The organism is Thauera aminoaromatica, assembly GCF_000021765.1.
Taxonomy (GTDB): Bacteria; Pseudomonadota; Gammaproteobacteria; order Burkholderiales; family Rhodocyclaceae; genus Thauera; species Thauera aminoaromatica.
Map to the genome: position 1 here is coordinate 328,378 of NC_011662.2, position 17,143 is coordinate 345,520.

The 17,143-nt window shown below is 62.4% G+C and carries 12 protein-coding genes; all 12 read left to right on the forward strand.

From position 1 onward, the window contains the following. Positions 1-71 precede the first annotated feature (71 nt). The 12 genes from TMZ1T_RS01375 to pglZ all read left to right on the forward strand — a co-directional run bounded on the left by TMZ1T_RS01375 (position 72) and on the right by pglZ (position 17,137). Positions 72-959: a helix-turn-helix transcriptional regulator gene (locus TMZ1T_RS01375; protein ID WP_012584345.1), complete on the forward strand. Its 888-nt coding sequence runs from the start codon at positions 72-74 to the stop codon at positions 957-959. Continuing rightward, positions 956-1,555 carry a DUF1819 family protein gene (locus TMZ1T_RS01380; protein ID WP_012584346.1) on the forward strand — a complete coding sequence of 200 codons (600 nt, stop codon included), beginning with the start codon at positions 956-958 and terminating at the stop codon, positions 1,553-1,555. Before TMZ1T_RS01375 ends, TMZ1T_RS01380 begins: the two co-directional genes overlap by 4 nt. A 2-nt stretch (positions 1,556-1,557) precedes the next feature. Then, complete coding sequence (locus TMZ1T_RS01385; RefSeq protein ID WP_012584347.1) at positions 1,558-2,142, forward strand: DUF1788 domain-containing protein; 585 nt, start codon at positions 1,558-1,560, stop codon at positions 2,140-2,142. A gap of 43 nt (positions 2,143-2,185) precedes the next feature. Then, entirely contained in the window at positions 2,186-5,797 is a 3,612-nt protein-coding gene (brxC, locus tag TMZ1T_RS01390; protein ID WP_012584348.1) for a BREX system P-loop protein BrxC, read from the forward strand. Between the two features lie 53 nt (positions 5,798-5,850). Then, positions 5,851-6,468 carry a hypothetical protein gene (locus TMZ1T_RS01395; protein WP_012584349.1) on the forward strand — a complete coding sequence of 206 codons (618 nt, stop codon included), beginning with the start codon at positions 5,851-5,853 and terminating at the stop codon, positions 6,466-6,468. Beyond that, positions 6,455-7,444 (forward strand): nucleotidyl transferase AbiEii/AbiGii toxin family protein, encoded by a 990-nt coding sequence (locus TMZ1T_RS01400; protein ID WP_012584350.1) that lies wholly within the window; start codon positions 6,455-6,457, stop codon positions 7,442-7,444. Before TMZ1T_RS01395 ends, TMZ1T_RS01400 begins: the two co-directional genes overlap by 14 nt. 3 nt (positions 7,445-7,447) lie before the next feature. Then, positions 7,448-10,951, forward strand: a complete 3,504-nt coding sequence (gene pglX, locus TMZ1T_RS01405; RefSeq protein WP_012584351.1) for a BREX-1 system adenine-specific DNA-methyltransferase PglX — start codon at positions 7,448-7,450, stop codon at positions 10,949-10,951. 60 nt (positions 10,952-11,011) lie between these two features. Beyond that, positions 11,012-11,182 carry a hypothetical protein gene (locus TMZ1T_RS21255; protein WP_012584352.1) on the forward strand — a complete coding sequence of 57 codons (171 nt, stop codon included), beginning with the start codon at positions 11,012-11,014 and terminating at the stop codon, positions 11,180-11,182. Between the two features lie 13 nt (positions 11,183-11,195). After that, positions 11,196-12,062 carry a GTPase gene (locus TMZ1T_RS01410; RefSeq protein WP_012584353.1) on the forward strand — a complete coding sequence of 289 codons (867 nt, stop codon included), beginning with the start codon at positions 11,196-11,198 and terminating at the stop codon, positions 12,060-12,062. 43 nt (positions 12,063-12,105) lie between these two features. Beyond that, positions 12,106-12,933, forward strand: coding sequence for a hypothetical protein (locus tag TMZ1T_RS01415; RefSeq protein ID WP_012584354.1), 828 nt, complete (start codon positions 12,106-12,108; stop codon positions 12,931-12,933). Next, positions 12,930-14,324 carry a hypothetical protein gene (locus tag TMZ1T_RS01420; RefSeq protein WP_012584355.1) on the forward strand — a complete coding sequence of 465 codons (1,395 nt, stop codon included), beginning with the start codon at positions 12,930-12,932 and terminating at the stop codon, positions 14,322-14,324. Before TMZ1T_RS01415 ends, TMZ1T_RS01420 begins: the two co-directional genes overlap by 4 nt. Before the next feature lie 194 nt (positions 14,325-14,518). Continuing rightward, positions 14,519-17,137 carry a BREX-1 system phosphatase PglZ type A gene (pglZ, locus tag TMZ1T_RS01425; RefSeq protein ID WP_012584356.1) on the forward strand — a complete coding sequence of 873 codons (2,619 nt, stop codon included), beginning with the start codon at positions 14,519-14,521 and terminating at the stop codon, positions 17,135-17,137. Positions 17,138-17,143 lie beyond the last annotated feature (6 nt).

Here is a 17,143-nt window from a genome sequence, read left to right on the forward strand (position 1 = left end):
CATCAAAATGATGCCCATCCAGCCCCGGCGCTGGTACCATCCATGACAGATTTCTCAACGGGTGGTATTCCATGCAGCTTCCGCTGTCGCACTCCCAGCGCGAACGCCTTGCCTACCTCGAGCTGAAGGCCTTTTTCGTTGGCGAGCTGCGTCGAGGTGATCTCGAGGCGCGCTTCTCGATCAAGCCAGCGGCGGCTACGCGCGACCTCAACGCCTATCGCGAGTGTGCCCCCGACAACCTGGCCTACGACCGCTACGTCAAGGCCTACATCCCCACCGAGCATTTCCGTCCGCTGTTCCCTTTCTCGGCAGAACGCATCCTGTCCTGGCTGCTGCATGGCTTTGGGGATGGGCAGGCGCCGACGGTTGCGCGGACCTTTCCGTGCGAGGGCGCGGGCGAGCTGGTCCGGCCGGACTTTGGCCTGTTGGGCGTGATCACCCGGGCGATGCATGGCAATCGTCCCTTGCAGGTGACCTACCTGTCGCTCAACTCCGGTCCGGCAAAGCGGGTGATCGTCCCGGTCGCGCTTGCCGACAACGGCTTGCGCTGGCATGTCCGCGCTTACGACCGTCAGCGCAAGCGCTTCTCCGATTTCGTGCTCACCCGGATCGCCAAGGCCAAGCCGCTCGACGAGCGTGCCGAACCGTACGAGGGCATCGAGGCCGATGAGCAATGGAATCGGCGGGTCGAGCTGCAGCTCGTTCCGCATCCCCGCTTGAAGCATCCCGAAGGGGTGGTCGCCGATTACGGCATGAAGGACGGCAGGCTGACCCTCGACGTCTCTGCCGCGCTGGCCGGGTACGCACTGCTGCGCTGGGCGGTGGATTGCTCCGCAGGCCACAGCCTGGACTGCGCACGGCATCACCTTTGCCTTGCCAATCGTGCAGTGTTGGACGGTGTGGAGAGTGGGGTGCTCGCGCCGGGCTACGTCCAGCCCGCCGCTGGAGGCGAAGCGTGAGCGCAGCCATCTACAACGCCGAAATCTCCGCCGGCTCGCTCATGTTGCCCGAGAGCCGGCGCGTCGCCCGCTTCATGCTCACCCAGCCCGACCGCGCGACCTGGTTTGACACGCTCCGAACCGAGAACATCCTGCAGAAGAAGTCGCCTGCGACCGCACGTCGGCAGGCGCGGCTCATCCGCAACCGCCTCGAAACGCTCGACGAGCAAGCGTGGCAGCTGGTGGCCGAAGGCGACCAGGAACTCGCACTGCAGATCCTCCTCGCCGCTTCGGTCAAGCACAGCCGCCTGCTGGGCGATTTCATGCGCGACGTGGTCGCCGGCCACGTTCGCCGATTTGAAGAGCACCTGGTCCCGTCGGACTGGGATGCCTTCCTCGCCGACTGTATCCAGCGCGACCCGGCCGTCGCCGGCTGGTCCGACACCACCAAGGCCAAGTTGCTGCAGGTCATCCTCCGCATCCTGGCCGAGGCCCGCTACCTCGAATCCACCCGCAGCCTGCGCCTTACGCCGCCGCTGCTGCATCCCGAGGTGCAGCACTACCTCAAGTCTCGCTCCGAGGCCGCCGTCTTGGCCACCATGGAGCTCACGCACTGACCATGACCATGACGCAGACATTTGAGGAACGCCTCAACCAGATCCTGCCGCGCATCACGTCTGAGGACTTCCTGCAGAACCGGGGGCTTGGCAACGAGATTGGTTTCTGGATCTTTGAGTACCCGCCGGAGCAGGAAATGGCTGTACGGAGTTTCCTGTCTGAGGTCGTGGAGCCCGCATTGCGGCGCAGACAGCCGCCGTTGAGATATGTCTGTGTCAACCTTCTCGAACTCGTCGTTGACGTGCTCGAGCACCGAAAGCTGTTCGACAAAGTCATCAAGATGCAGGCGGAGAAGGGGGATGACGCAGTCTTTGCATCGCTCCAGGGGGTACTCAACCAAGAGAAGCTTGCGCAGCGAATCGTCGGTCTCCACAACCCCGATGAGCTCGACATGATGATCTTCACCGGCGTCGGGGCCGCGTACCCGCTTGTTCGTAGCCATACGCTCCTCAATGCGCTCCATCCCTTGATGAAGAACACGCCCCTCCTGATGTTCTTTCCTGGCCGGTACGACGGGTACTCCCTGCGGCTCTTCAACAAGCTGACCGACAAGCACTACTACCGCGCCTTCCGCCTCGTGCCTTGAGCTTTTCGCTTTGACCTTTTCGATTGATCACGGACAACAAGAAATGAAGATCGGCGACCTTTTTACCAAGCCCATCAACCGCCCTATAAACGGGGTGATCAAGGCCGACCAGAAGGACGCCGAGAGCGTCTGGCAGGAGCTCGACGAGTACGTCGTCACCAAGCAGCTCACCGAGTATTTCCGCCGCTTCTTCGACGCCTACCTGGCAGCGGCCGACAACCCGAACGACCCGGTCCTCGCTGCGCGCATGGGCGTCTGGGTGTCCGGCTTCTTCGGTTCGGGCAAGTCGCACTTCATCAAGATCCTGTCCTACCTGCTCGAGAACCTCGACGCCACCAACCCCGCCACCGGCGAGAAGAAACGCGCCGCTGCCTTCTTCGACGAGCACAAGATCAAGGATTCGATGCTGCTCGCCGACATCCAGCGCGCGGTGCGCGGCAGTGCCGATGTGGTGCTCTTCAACATCGACGCTAAGGCCGACAGCAAGGACGAGCGCGACGTCATCCTCCAGGTCTTCCTGCGCGTGTTCAACGAGAAGCTCGGCTTCAGCGCCGATGCCCCGCACATCGCCCACATGGAACGCTACCTGGTGGAGAAGGGCGCGTATGACGCCTTCCGTGCAGCCTTCGCCGAAAGCAACGGCTCCACCTGGGAGGCCGAGCGCGATGCGGTCGACTTCCTGCGCGACGACGTCGTGCATGCGCTCTCGGTCGCGCTCGGGCAAAGCGAGGAATCCGCCGGCCAATGGTTCGACCGCTCGCGCGACGAGTACCGCATCAATATCGAATCCTTCGCCAGGCTGGTGAACGCCTACCTCGAGACCCGGCCCGCCGGCCACCGCATCATCTTCCTGGTCGACGAGGTCGGTCAGTTCATCGGCGACAACACCAAGCTGATGCTCAACCTGCAGACCATCACCGAGCAGCTCGGTACCGCGACGCAGGGTAGGGCGTGGGTCATCGTCACCAGCCAGGAAGACATCGACGCCGCGCTCGGCGAGGCCAACAAGGCCAAGTCGCAGGACTTCTCCAAGATCCAGGGACGCTTCCACACCCGGTTGTCGCTCGCCAGCTCCAACACCGACGAGGTCATCGGCGAGCGCCTGCTCGCCAAGCGCGAGGGCGCGCACGATGCGCTGCGCGACACCTTCGAGAAGTCCGGCGACATCATCAACAACCAGCTCGCCTTCGTCGGCAACTCGGTGAACCTGCGCGGCTACAAGGACGCCGCCGAGTTCGTCAGCGTCTATCCCTACGCCCCCTACCAGTTCACCCTGCTGCAGAAGATCTTCGAGTCCATCCGCAAGGTCGGCGCCACCGGCAAGCACCTGTCGCGCGGCGAGCGCTCGCTGCTCGACGCCTTCCAGTCCGCCACCGTTCGCAACATGGACCGGGACGTCGGCCTGCTCATCCCGCTGTACGACTTCTACCCCTCGATCGAGAGCTTCATCGACACCGTCGCCAAGCGCTCCATCGACGAGGCGCCCAACAACGGCGCGCTCGAAGCCTTCGACGTGTTGCTGCTCAAGGCCCTGTTCCTGATCCGCTACATCGCCGACATCGTCAAACCCAACGTCGACAACCTCGCCACGCTCTGCGTCGATCGCATCGACACCGACAAGCTCGCGCTCAAACGCCAGATCCAGGAGAGCCTCGGCCGGCTCGAGCAGCAGCGCCTGGTCAGCCGCAACGGCGACCTGTGGTTCTTCCTCACCAACGAAGAGCGCGACGTCGCGCGCGAGATCGGCAACGTCGAAGTGTCTTCCGCCGAGAAGGCCCGCCTGCTGTGCGAGCTGCTGTTCGACGACATCCTGCAGGGCAGCACCCGCATCCGCCACCGCGACACCAAGGGCGATTACGACGTCAACCGCCTGCTCGACGGCGCCCCGTACAAGAACGCCAGCCACGAGCTCAGCGTCGAGGTCGTCTCGCCGCTGGGCGACGACTGGGACGCGCTCAACGATGCCCGCGCCGTCCTGCGCAGCAGCGAGGGCAATGGCCGGGCGCTGATCCGCCTCGCAGAGGGCGAGCGCTTCGACATCGAGCTCACCCTCTACCGCCAGATCGAGAAGTACATCGACAGCCCCAAGGCCAGCAACGCCACGCCTTCGCTGCGCAACATCCTCATCAACCGCAAGGACGAAAACCGCGAGCGCCGCGCTCGCCTGCGCGAACAACTCGCCACCATGATGCTGCAGGGCGACTTCTACGCCCTCGGCCAGCGCGTCGAACTCAAGGCGTCCAACCCCGGTAGCCTGCTCGACGAGCTGGGCAACTACCTCATCACCAACACCTATACCAAGCTCGGCTACCTCAAGCACCGCAACGCCGACCCGATCGCTGAGATCAAGGCCGTCCTGCTCGCCGACGACACCGCCCAACGCAAGCTCGCGCTCGGGGGCGAGGAGGGCAACCCGCTCGCGCTCGTCGAACTGCGCGAGTTTCTCCAGCTCAAGGCCAGCAACACCCGGGTGATCCTGGACGAGGTGGTCAACCGCTTCACCGGCATCCCCTGGGGCTGGAAGCCCGACTGGGAGGTTGTCCTGCTGGTCGCGCGCCTCTTCATGGCCGGCGAGATCAAGCTGATGATGGACAGCGCCGACCTCGAACCCAAGGCCGCCATCGAGCCGCTCACCAAGTCGGCGCGCTTCAAGCACGTGTCGATCCTCAAGCGCAAGGTGGCCGACGCCGCCAGCATCAAGCGCGCGCGCGAGCTGCACCGCGACCTCTTTGCCGAGATGCCGCCCGAGGCCGAGGACGGCCTGGTCGCCGCCACCCGCGAGCGCCTGGCCGCGCTGCAGGCCGACCTCAAGGGCTACGCCCACGTCGCCGCCACGCCGCATCACCCCGGCAAGGCCGTCATCGACAGCGCGATCGCCGCCATCGGCAAGCAGCTCGGGGTGGCCGACAGCTACGAATTCATCGACGCCTTCGTCAAGGCCAAGGACGACTGGCTGGACCTGTCCGACGACATCCACGACGTCATCAGCTTCTACAAGACCCAGACCCCCACCTGGCGCCGGCTACTCGAGGCTCTGGAGCGCTTCGAGCCCAACCGCGAAGCCCTCGACAAGGACGTCAAGGCCGCCGTGGCGCTGTCGAACCTCGAAGGCATCCGCGACAACCCGAACCCCTGGGGTGCCGTCAGCCAGATTGAGCCGCTGATCACCACGGTCGACGCGGTTAACGAGGCCCTCGCCCAGAGCAAGCGCGAGCACGCGTTGCTCTCCATCGACGCCAAGATCGCCGAAGTGGAAAAGGCGCTCGACGCCGCACAAGCCTCGGACGGCCTGCGCAACCGCGCGCTGCTCAAGCTGCAGGAGCTCAAGACCAAGGTCGTTGGCCTCACCAGCATCCCGATGATCTTCTACAGCCAGGAGCGGGCAGGCGATGCGCTGGATGCGGCGATGACCATGATCGAGTCCGCCACGCCCAAGGCGGCCCCGATCACGGCCGCCGAAAAGGGCAGCACGACCGCTGCCACCAAGACAAGCGGTCCGGTCGTTGCGCCCAAGCCGACCAAGGCGGTCCGCGCGGCCGATTTCAGCCCCAAGACCTACCTGGAAACCGAAGCGGACATCGACGCCTACCTCGCCAAGCTCAAGGCCGAATTGCTCGCCGTCATCCAAAGCGGCGGGCGTGCTCGGCTGCAATAAGTCGATTCATCGACCATGGCATACTGCATGAAACGTCAACGAGGATTCTGACAATGCCCGCCACCGTTTCTGCCGACCTCTCCCGCCTGGGGCAGGGTGCCCGGCTGCATGCCGGCAAGGTCTTCCGCCGCAAGGATCTGGCCGCCTCTCTGCCCAGTGTCGACCGCGAGCTGGGCAGGGCGCTCAAGGCCGGGCTGGTGCGCCGGGTGGCGCAGGGGCTGTACTACGTGCCTCGGCACACCCCCTTTGGCGAAGCGCCGCCCAGCGAGGAGGAGCTGGTCCGCAGCTTCCTCGACGACGACCATTTCCTGCTCTTCAACCCCAGCGTCTACAACAGCCTCGGCCTGGGCACCACCCAGCTCTATCGGCGCAACGTGGTGTACAACCACAAGCGCCACGGGCTCTTCACGCTCGCCGGCTTCGAGTTCGATTTCCGCGACAAGCCCCGCTTTCCCGCGCGCGATCAGGTCAGCCGCGAATACCTGCTGGTCGACATGCTCAACAACCTCGAACAGCTCGCCGAAGACCCGGAAACGCTGCTCGATGCCGTGCATCGCAAGCTCGACACCTTCGATTCCGCACGCCTGGAGCAGGCGCTGCGTGACTACGGCTCGGCCCGCACGCGCCGCCTGTTTCGCCCATGGATGAGCGAGCACGATGCCCAGGCCTGACGCGGCAACGCCCGCCCCGGGCTTCCTGCACGATCACCCCAACTTCGTGGATCTGCTGCGCCAGCTCGCGCAGCAAACCGGCATCGCCACCTACCTCATCGAGAAGGACTACTGGCTCATGCACGGCCTGTGGGTCCTGCAGCAGCAGGGCTGGCAGTTTCAGCTCAAGGGCGGCACCTCGCTCTCCAAGGGCTTCGGCATCATCCAGCGCTTCTCCGAAGACATCGACCTGCGCATCGAGCCGCCTGCCGAACAGCAGGTGAAGGCCGGCAAGAACCAGGACAAGCCCGCACACATCGAAACGCGCCGGCAGTATTTCGACTGGCTGGCGGCGCAGACCCGCATCCGTGCGCTGGCCGGCTTCGAGTCGGTCGAGCGCGACACCGAATACGACGACCCCAAATACCGGGGCGCCGGCATCCGCCTGCATTACCCGGTGCGCACCGACTACCTCCCCGGCATCAAGGAAGGCATCCTGCTCGAGGTCGGCTTCGACGACACCGCGCCCAACACCCCCTGCCTGATCAGCGCCTGGGCGCTCGACGCCGCGCTGGCCAGCCCGGTGCAGGTGATCGACAACCGGGCCGTGGACGTGCCGTGCTACAGCCCGGCCTACACCTTCGTCGAAAAGCTGCAGACGGTCTCCACCAAGTTCCGCCTGCAGCAGGCGGCTGATCCGGCCGCCCCGTTTCCGAAGAACTTCCTGCGTCACTACTACGACCTGTATTGCCTGCTCGCACACCCCGAGGTGCTGGCCTTCATCGGCACGCCGGACTACGAGGCGCGCAAGCGGCAACGTTTCCGGGGCGGGGACGAACTGAACATCGCCCGCAACCCCGCCTTCACCCTGAGCGACCCCACCGTGCGCGAGCGCTACCAGCGCAAGTACGAGGAAACCGCCGGCCTGTACTACGCCGGCCAGGTGCCGTTCGCCGCCATCCTGGCGCGCATCGCCGAACACATCGACCGTCTCTGAGCCATGAACAAAGCCAAACTCAAAACCTACGCCCCCCAGGCCCGCAAGGACTTCATCGCCGCCGTCACCCAGCGCGCCAACCTGCTTGGCCTCTCTGAATCCGCCGGCAAGTTCGAAGCGCTGCCGGCTGAGCGCCGGGGGGATGTGGTGCTGATCGCCGGGCGTGAATGGCCGGCCCGCGTCGCCCAGCAGCGCGAGCGCCTGGTGCGCCGCATCCAGCGCGACGGGTTTGGCTACACGATGGAGGCGGTGGCCTACACCTGGTTCAACCGCTTTGCTGCGCTGCGCTACATGGAGCTGCACGACTACCTCGGCCACGGCCACCGTGTGCTCTCCAGCGCCACCGCCGGCGGCCTGCCGGACATCCTTGCCCACGCGGCGGATCTCGCCGCCAGCCGCGAACTGCCCGGTCTGGACACCGCCCACATCGCCGAACTCAAGCTCGCCGGCAACAAGGACGGCGAGCTCTACCGCCTCTTGCTGGTCGCCCAGTGCAACGCGCTCTCCACCGCCATGCCCTTCCTCTTCGAGCGTATCGACGACGAAACCGAGCTGCTGCTGCCCGACAACCTGCTGCGTACCGACTCGGTCATCGCCAAGCTGGTCGCCGAGATCCCGGAAGAAGATTGGGCCGAGGTTGAGATCATCGGCTGGCTCTACCAGTTCTACATCAGCGAGAAGAAGGACCAGGTCATCGGCAAGGTGGTCAAGAGCGAGGACATCCCCGCCGCCACCCAGCTCTTCACCCCCAACTGGATCGTGCAATACCTGGTGCAGAACAGCGTCGGCCGCCTGTGGCTGATGGCCAACCCGGCCAGCACGCTCAAGAGCGAATGGCCGTACTACATCGAGCCCGCCGAGCAGACCCCCGAGGTCAACGCCCAGCTCGACGTCCTCATCCAGACTCGCATGGCCGAGGACGGCGGCAGCCTCAACCCCGAATCCATCACCGTGCTCGACCCCGCCTGCGGCTCCGGCCACATTCTGGTCGAAGCGTACGCGCTGCTCAAAGGCATCTACCTCGAACGCGGCTACCGCCTGCGCGACATCCCGCGCCTGATTCTGGAGAAAAACCTCTACGGCCTCGACATCGACGACCGCGCCGCCCAGCTCGCCGGCTTTGCCCTGCTGATGAAGGCCCGCGCCGACGACCGCCGCCTGTTCAACGACCCGCCCCGGCTCAACGTGCTGAGCCTGCAAGAGAGCAAGGGGCTGGACCTGGACGAACTTGCCACCCACCTCGCGCCCTTCGGCGTGCAGCGCGCCACCGTCAAGGCGCTGCTCGACACCTTCGAACACGCGAAGACCTTCGGCTCGCTGATCCAGATTCCGGACGTGCTGAATGCGCAACTGCCGGCGCTGGCGGAGGCCTTGGGGAAGGCGAAAGAGACCGGGGATCTGTATGCGCAGATGGCGGCGCAGGATTTGATGGCTCTGGTGGAGCAGGCAAGAGTGCTGGGGCGGAAATTCGATGCGGTGGTGGCGAATCCGCCGTACATGGGTAGCGGCTTCATGGACCCTGTGCTCAAAGCATTTGTAGAACGTCGCTATCCGATGGAAAAAGGCGATCTGTTCAGCTGCTTCATTCGACAGGGTGAGCAGGTATCCACCCCTACCGGTTTTATCGCGTTTGTAACGATGCAAGGTTGGATGTTTTTGTCTAATTATGAATCATTTCGGCGCGATTTTTTGCAGAGGAATGTTATATCCAGTCTTCTGCATTTGGGTAATGGTGTGATGGGTATTGCCTTTGGAACGTGTTCTGCGGTATTCCAGAGGTCTCCCATTAAAGCGTTTGCTGCTAAGTATATTCAGGTCGATGCTTCACAGCTCTCTGATGAAGGTGAGATTGATTTATCAGAATCAATTGCGACTGTTCGAAGCATAAATCATTTTCAGTCTTCTCCAGGTTTGGCCTTGGCGTATTCACTTGAGCCTCATCAAATGGCTCTGTTTGATCAGAATCCTCCCATCTCTGAAAAGGTTGAAGCTCGCGAAGGCATGACAACTGCCGACAACGGGAGATTCCTTCGTTATTGGTGGGAAATTAATACGGAACAGATCAACCGAAGCGCCCTTTCCGAGGCTGATGCCAAGAACTCCCCTCGGCGATGGTACCCGTACCAGAAGGGTGGGGAAGCTGTCAAATGGTTCGGGAACAACCAGTGGGTAGTGGACTGGCAGGATGACGGGGCTGGAGTGAAGGGAAATGTTGATCCGAATACAAAACGGATTCGATCCCATAACTACAATGGGGTGTACTCGTTCAGAGAAGGTATAACGTGGTCGTCATTTAGTAATGGAGGGCTCGCTTTTCGCTATGTTCCTCCGGGAAGTCTGTTCGATAGCACCGGCTCAATGGCATTTTCGTCCTCTAATTTATTCGGTTATCTGGCTCTTCTCAACACTCCTTCGGTATTTCGCTTTCTAAAAGCATATTCTCCTTCGCCGCGTATCAAGATTGAAAGTCTGCTTGCTATTCCAGATATTCTTCAAAATCATGACATCAATGAGCTCGATGAGCTTTCGCGGGAGTGCGTTCAAATCTCGTCAAAAATTAGCAGATTTGAGGAAGTGTCGCCGACCTTCGCTATCAATAAGGAACAAGATCTTCTTTCTCCAAAGGCCCTGAGTTCTACGTTTAAAGCATGGAGAAGCCGCATCACGGAAAACGAGATTCGGATGGAAGAACTTCTTTCCAAAGGATTCGGATTTTCAGAGCATGGCACCATTGATAATGGCACAGGCGGGAGTGAGTTCAATGCGCGTCATCTGATCTCCTACGCCATCGGCTGCATGATGGGCCGCTACAGCCTCGACGAACCCGGCCTGATCTACGCCCACGCCGGCAACGTCGGCTTCGACTCGACCCGCTACAAGACCTTCCCGGCCGACGCCGACGGCATCGTGCCGATCACCGACGAATTCTGGTTCGAGGACGACGCCGCCAACCGCGTGCGCGAGTTCCTTCGCGCCGTGTGGGGCGCCGACACGCTCGACGAAAACATGGCCTGGCTCGCCGAGAGCCTGGGCACCAAGGCCGGCGAGACGGCGGACGAAACCATCCGCCGCTACTTGGCCGACAAATTCTTCAAGGACCACCTGCAAACTTACAAGAAGCGCCCCATCTACTGGCTGTTCTCCAGCGGCAAACAGGGCGCCTTCCAGGCGCTGGTCTACCTGCACCGCTACCACGAAGGCACGCTCGCCCGCCTGCGCGCCGAATACGTCGTTCCGCTTACCGGCAAAATGCAGACCCGCATCGACATGCTGGAAAAAGACGCCGCTGCCGCCCCCAGCACCGCCGCCCGCAACAAGCTCAACAAGCAGATCGAGAAGCTGCGCAAGAAACACGTCGAACTGCTGGCCTACGACGAAAAGCTCCGCCACTGCGCCGACATGCGCATCAGCCTTGATCTGGATGACGGGGTGAAGGTGAACTACGGCAAGTTCGGGGATCTGCTGGCGGAGGTGAAGGCAGTCACAGGTGGCACGGGAGAGGAGTGAGAACATGAGTTCAGTATCGAAGGTCGCTGGCTCGACAGCCCTTGATGCAGGATGCGTACGATGAGATTGATTCTTTTTTTCGTAGTCCTGATCGGGATGATTTTCTTGTTCGCCACCATCCGTAGCGGCATCAGAGACGGTGCGACGCTGACGCTGAAGGTGATCCTGAGTGGGCTTGGCTTCATTGCGTTGCTCCTCTTGTTGTTCGCGCTAGGTGGGTTATTTGGTTGACGAGAGAGACGACATGAACAGGATTCGCGTACTGGTGTTTGGCGCAACGGGCTCCGGCAAGACCAGCTTGTGCAACGTGCTGACTGGCCGGACACGACCTACCGATAGCGACGCGCGTGGGGTGACGAGCAGATCGCATTCATATGCACCCTTTGAGGCGCAGGGCCAGCGGATCGAACTGATCGATACGGTGGGCCTCCATGAGAGCACCGAGGGCACCGTTCCAGCCGACAAGGCAATCCTCGAACTCGTTGAATTGCTCGAGAAAGCCCGGGACGGCTTCAGCCTCCTGATTCATGTGACTCGCGCGACACGCATCACCAAGGAGCATGAGGACGACTACGCGTTCTTCGTGAAGAAGATGACCCAGGGGCGGATCCCGGTGATCCTTGCCGTCGCCGGGTGTGAAAACGAGCACCCGATGGGTGCATGGGTCGAGCGCAATCGTTCGGCGTTCGCAAGTTACCGCTATCGCGAGCTGATTCCCTGCTGTTTTGCCTCGGGTGGGCCGCTCGAGTCTCACTATGTGCCGTTGCGTGAGCAATCTCGCGAGGCTTTGATCGCTTCCGTCGTCCGCAATGCACTCCTCGAGCCTGAGAAAATTTATGGGGGCGAGACCGGGAGTTCCTTCACCGATGCGCTAGCGCGCATCTGGAACGAGTTCGTGGAGATTGCTGGCCTTCCTGAGAAATACCGCAAGAACGTAAACGAATCAGCCTACGAGTTGATGAAGCGCATGGGGGTACCCAAAACCCTGCGAGATGCTGCCGTTGCTCATATTCCAGACCTGTTGCAGGAACTCGGTAACAAGCTGCCAGTGCCGTTCCTTGGACGTATCTTGAAGTTCGTTGCCGGGAAGGCGCTGGGTGCAGGCAAGTAGGGGTGATGGCGGAGGCCGTGACGAGGCATGGCGAGTGGCGGAAATGAGCATGAAAGCCGATTGTTCTGCCGGCCAGCCCTTGATCCGCCGGGTCCTGCTGCTCATCGCGATCGCGCTGGTGTTTTTCGGAGCGTTTCCGGATGAGGGGAGGGCGTTTTGGGGCTCGACCGGAAAGCTAGCGCCCATCATCGCGAAGATTTCGAAGGCACCCGAGGTGCTGCCGAATGACGAGATCGTTCGGCTTGCGCGCCTTGCCTCCGAAGCGAAAGGTACCGCCTGGGTGGGTGAGGAGTTGGGGCGGCTCAATCTACCCAACGAGGTGCTCGAGGACGCCTTCCTGCGCATCGCAGTGCATCAGGGGCGGATCGCTCGAACCGAGGCTGAGGGCATGTTTTCCCGTCTGACGGGCGTGCCGGGCTTCCGCACGACGTTGCGGAAAGTCGTCGGCAACAGCGAGGTGGGGACGGCAGGCCATTTGTACGAACTGCGCTTGGCGGACGGTGCAGCCGGTCGCGGTATGAAGGTGCTCGGGATCGGCGAGAAATTCGACGATGGCCTGAAGCGGGCGCCGACCGATATCGACGTGCTGCTTGAGCATGGACGAACGACGTTCGCGATCGAAGCGAAGAACTACGCGCCCACCACATTGATGCCGCTCGATCGCTACCGTGCCGACCTCGATTCTCTGGTGGCTTACCGCAAGGTGCATGGAAAGAGGGTGGTGCCGGTTTTCAGCATGAGCAACCGCCCTGAGGATATGCGCTACCTGAAGCTGCTGCAGCACGAGGCGAAGAAGCGGGAAGTGGAGCTGATCTTCGGCAGCGCGGAGGAGAGCGTCGAGCAGATCAAGCTTCTGGGAGAGCTGCGATGAGGGGCGTTGTTCTGTTAGGGATGCTGGTAACACCACAGCTCGGTTTGGCAGGCGATGAGGTCGCGACGTTTGCGGCGTTCTACGAGCCATCAGGCATGGTGAATTGGTTGCTGATCAGCCTGATTGCGATCGCTGCGGGTGCCGCCATCTTCTTCTCTGGAGGCGCGGCTAGCCCTGCTGTTGCAGCCATAGGAACGTGGGTTGGGGGAACGATGGGTTTGTCGGGAGCAGCTGCAACCAAGGCTGGTCTGGCCCTACTGGGTGGGGGCTCGATTGCCTCGGGTGGCTTTGGCATGGTTGGGGGGGCTGCGCTGCTGACCGCTGCGCTGACGTTCTCGACCGAACTGGCTTTCGACTATTCGTTCGGTGCCCTGTACGCGAAGTACGAGTATCACGAGCTGGTTGAACGGAGCAAAGGTCTTACGACCCTGCCATTGCCCAGGACTACGGGGGGACTTGAGAAGCGGATCGAGGCGTTGAACGCACTCGACAATGTGGATAAGAAAAAGCCGCTTGTGGCGCCTGGGGACGTCGAACTGATCCGTAAGGCCATCAGTGAGCTGGAAACTGCTGCCGAGGGTGGTGAGTTCGAGCGGCATGAGCAGGCGAGATTGCACAGCCTGTTGTCGCTGCTGCTGTTCATCGTCAACGACTACCAGTCTGCACATGACCATGCCGAACGTGCGATCGAGACCAGCGAGGGGTTGGGCTTATCGAGCACCTTGCCAACCTTCATCCATGCGACAACTCGGTTGTACGACGAACGACTGCGCTGGCGAGACGCATACGCGGACGGTTTGCGCACCGCGCTTGTCGACGAGCCAAAGAACAAGCTCATCCCCCTGTTGGTGGCGATCTATGTTGATCGACTTTCCTTGCGAATGGACGACGGCTCGGTCGGCCCGGAGGCGCTTGCAGTCATCAGGGCCGTGGTGAATGACCCGTTGCTCGAGAAGCACCGGACTACGAATCTGATCGGGCTGACTGGCCGTTACTTCGTCCGGTTGAAGCTTGCACAACAGAAGATCGGTGCCCTCGCGACGAGCAACAGTGTACTCATCCAGAACGATGCCCGCTCGGCCGACGTGCTGGAGCAGACGCTGTCCGATTACGACGTGTTGCTGGAGGGGGCTGAGTCCGCGCTGACCGATCTGCAGGGGACAAACCCCTCTCGCAAGGATGCCGAGCAGATTCAGGTGTTCACGAAGCTCTTTGCGGACTACAGAGGGGATCGCGTCAGACTTGAAGGCCTTGTGAGTGATTTCCGTGAGCGACAGGTTCAAGCGGGTGTAGCGCCAGGGGGCGTGGTGATGTGGCTCATCCTTGGGCCCGTGCTGCTGTTGGTGCTGTTTGGGCTTGCTGCATGGCGGATCAGGGGAAAGGGCGCTTGAGATGGCGTGTGATGGTTGAATCGCTGAAATGTCGGGGGTCGCCTCGCCATCATTGTTTGCGGCGATCACGCGCCTTAGGGAACGTGTTCCTGCGCTGTGCGAGTGTCGCAAGTTCGACTGCACATCTTGGCCGGAGCAGCGATGGATCACCTGGTCTTTACTGAATTGTCCGTCTCCACGGGCTTGGAGTTTCCGTGAGTCACCAACGCATCATCGACGCCCTCGAGGCGCAGTTCGTAGCCCATCAGCTGCTGTTCTGGGACGACCCGGAAGGCGAGTTCGCTGCCTGGGTCGATGGCCTGAGCCTGGAAGGGGTGCAGGTGCTACGGCTCGACCGCACGCCGTCACTGCAGGTAAAGCTCGACGTCGAGCGCTCGCCGGGCACGCGCTGGCTGTTCTACCGGCCTGCAGCCGAACCCGATCCGGCGAAGGACTGGCTCCTCGATCTACGCCTGCGCGGAAGGGCGTTCCGTGCGGACTCGAACTCCATGCTGCTGGACGATCTGGGCCTGACGAGCCAGGCCCTGCGTCCGCATCTGAAGGCGCGCAGCAAGTTCCTGCGGGCCAAGGATCGCGTGGAAAAGCTGCGCCGGCTGGTGACGCCGAGTGATGACGCCGAGGCGCTGGACCGCAAGATGCTGGCGGTGCTGGTGCGCTCGGAGCAGGCGGATTTCCAGACCATTCTTCTTCGCCTGTTGAGTTCGATGGTGCATGAGGGCGAGGCAGATTTGGCGGCCGAGCCGCGTGCGTGGCAGGACATCGTCGCCAATGAGCTGGACTCGGCCTTCTGGGCGCTTGCACTGCAGACGCTGGGGTATGGCGCGGATGGCGTGGCACCGGCCTTTACCCTGCGGGATCTGCTGTACCGAATCCTGGTGACGGATTTCTGCCGCTCGCTCTCTGGCGCGGCGCCGGAGTCGCTGCGGCATTTTGTGTTGCCGGATCGCACGCTGGCGGCCAACGCGTCGGTGTTTGCAGCGCGGTGGCGGACTGATATGGCCGCCTATGAGAGCTACAACCTGCTGTCGGACGCGGTGGCCGGCGAGATCGGCCTGGATGGGGTGCTGAGCGTGTTGCCCGGCGAGGCCTTGGCAGAGACCATGACCTTTGCGGTCGTCGAGCGACGGATCCTGAAGGACTTGAAGGATCGTGTGCTGGCCGGCGCAGGGGCGAGCGATGAGGCCATGCAGGCGCTGATCGCCCGTCGGCGAGATGGTCACTGGGCGAGCCGGCTGATGGCGCAGAGCTCGAGTGAGAGCCGGGCGCTGGCGGCGTGCTACGACGCGATGGAGGCTGGGGCGGCTTTCTTCGAGCTGAAGGCGCGCTTCGATGCGGGTTTCAGCTTTGCCAACGCCGAGGCGGCGCTGATGGCCTATCAGGCAGAGCTGTTCCGCTTCGACCAGCTGTATCGGCATTTCCATGAGGCGGCGGAGAAGGTCGAGCCGATGGGCTGGGCGGTGCTGCATGAACTGCGCGTTCGAATCGAGGAAACCTACACGGGGTGGTTCCTGCCGCAGTTTGGTACCGCCTGGGCGAGAGTGATCGAGGGCGAGGGCGGCTTGCTGAGTCAATGGACGGCCGCCGGGATGCCGAACCAGCATCGCTTCTTCGACATCCAGGTAGCGCCCCTGCTGGCGGCCGGTGCGAAGCGGGTGTTCGTGGTGATCTCGGATGCCTTCCGTTACGAGGCCGCCGAGGAACTGGTGCAGCAGCTCAACAGCAAGAGCCGGTTCAAGGCGGGGCTGTCTTCGCAGCTGGGTGTGCTGCCGAGCTACACCACGCTGGGGATGGCGGCGCTGCTGCCGCATCACAGTCTGGCCTACAAGGCCAACAGCAATCTCGATGTGCTGGCCGATGGGCAGCCAGTGTCGACGCTGGAGCAGCGCAACGCGCACTTGGCGAAGTATGAGGGCTTGGCGATCAAGGCCGACGAGCTGCTGGCCTTGGGGAAGGACAAGGGTAGGGCGCTGGTGCGCGATCGGCGGGTGATCTACGTGTATCACGACCACATCGATGCCCTGGGCGACAAGCAGGCCACAGAGGGGATGACGTTCCGCGCTGTGGACGAGGCACTGGCTCAGCTTTCGCAGCTGGTGAGCTTCATCATCAACAGCTTGAATGGCTCGACGGTGCTGGTCACTGCAGACCACGGCTTTATCTACCAGGAGGCGCCGCTGCTGGCGGCGGACAAGTCGGCGCTTGAAACACAGCCCGAGGGCACCTTGAAGGCGAAGAAGCGCTACCTGCTCGGGCGCGGCATCGGCACGTCACCCAAGGCATGGTGTGGCAACACTGCGCTGACGGCGGGCACGGATCCGGAGGCCAGCCTGGACTTCTGGGTGCCGAAGGGTGCGAGCCGCTTCCACTTTGCCGGTGGGGCGCGCTTCGTGCACGGCAGTGCGATGCCGCAGGAGATCTTGGTGCCGGTGATCACGGTGCGCGAGAGCGAGTCCGACAAGGAGAAGGCGCGCTACGTGGAGTTCAGCCTGCTCGGCGCGTCGAACAAAGTCGTCACCAACACCCAGCGCTTCGAGTTCATCCAGACCGAGGCTGTCTCCGACAAAGTGCTGCCGCGTACGGTGGTGATCGCGCTAAGCGATGGCGAACGGCCGATCAGTAACGAGCAGACGCTCACCTTCGATAGCGCCTCGCAGCTGCTCGACGAGCGCAAGAAATCGGTGTTCCTGACCGTGCTCGCCGGCACCTACGACAAGACGCGCGATTACTGGCTGACCGCGCGAGATGTCACGACCAAGGTCGAGGTGTTGCGCGTGCCGCTGCGTGTTGATCTCGCCTTCACGAATGACTTCTGAAACACA